Genomic DNA, 1285 nt, shown 5'->3' on the forward strand with positions numbered 1-1285 from the left:
CCCGGCACCCGCTGTTCCAGGTCATGCTGACGCTGCAGAACAACCCGGAGGCGTCGGTCGAGCTGCCCGGCCTGCACGTCGCCGTCGAGCCGGTGGACGCCGGAGTCGCCAAGTTCGACCTGGAGTTCCTGCTGGAGGAAGCCCGCGACGGCTCCGGCGCGTTCGCGGGGACCCTCGAATACGCCCTCGACCTGTTCGACCGGGACACCGCCGAGCGGCTCGCCGGCTGGTTCCGGCGGACGCTCGACGCCGCGGTCGCGTCGGGCGGCGCCGTCACCGTGGAGGGTCTCGACCTGCCGGGCGTCGCCGTCCCCGAGGAGGGACCGGCGGAGAAGCGGCTCGTCGCCTACGTCGTCGCCGCGCCCGGCCAGACGCTCGACCCGGTGGAGCTGCGCGCCCACATCCGGGAGAGCCTGCCCGAGTCGATGGTGCCCGCCGCCGTCGTCGTCCTGGACGAGATGCCGCTCACCCCGAACGGCAAGGTCGATGTCAAGGCGCTGCCGAAGCCGGAACTGACGATCGTCCCGGCGACCGCGTACCGGGCCCCCGCCGGGGAGACCGAGGAGAGCGTCGCCGCCGTCTTCGCCGAACTGCTCGGCGTGGACCGGGTCGGCGCCGACGACGACTTCTTCGCGCTCGGCGGCAACTCCCTCATCGCGATGCGGGTCGTCAGCCGCGTGCGCCGCGCGCTGAACGTGGAGCTGCCCGTCCGGGCGCTGTTCGAGGCGCCGACCGTCGCGGGTCTCGCCGCGCTGCTCGGCGGCGGCGCCCGGCCCGGACGCCCGGCGCTGGGGCCACGTGAGCGGCCGGAGGTGATCCCGCCGTCGCACGCGCAGCAGCGGCTCTGGTTCCTCAGCCGGTTCGAGGGACCGTCGGCCACCTACAACATGCCGGCCGCGCTGCGCATCCGCGGCCCCCTGGACGTGGCCGCGCTCCGCGCCGCCGTCGGCGACCTGGTGGAACGGCACGAGACGCTCCGCACGATCCTGCCGGACGCCGGGGGAGCGCCGCGCCAGCTCGTCCTCGACCCGGCCGCCGCCCGGCCCGAGCTGGAGGTCACCGAGACGACCGAGGCGGAGCTGCCGACGCGGCTCGCCATGGCCGCCGGGTACGCCTTCGACATCACCGCCGAGCCGCCGCTGCGCACCCACCTGTTCCGGGTCGGGCCGGAGGAGCATGTGGCGCTGCTGCTCATGCACCATGTCGGCGGCGACGGCTGGTCGATGGCCCCGCTCGCCCGCGACTTCATCACCGCCTACGCGGCGCGGGCCGGGGGCACGGCCCC

General features: G+C 75.3%; 1 protein-coding gene. It reads left to right on the plus strand.

Features of this window, described 5'->3' with window-relative positions; translation table 11 throughout:
• A partial coding sequence (locus AF1_RS32560) for a condensation domain-containing protein (protein WP_255218866.1) occupies window positions 1-1285 on the plus strand: 1285 nt, incomplete at both ends.

Source organism: Actinomadura formosensis NBRC 14204 (assembly GCF_001552155.1).
In the GTDB taxonomy this organism is placed as follows: Bacteria; Actinomycetota; Actinomycetes; order Streptosporangiales; family Streptosporangiaceae; genus Spirillospora; species Spirillospora formosensis.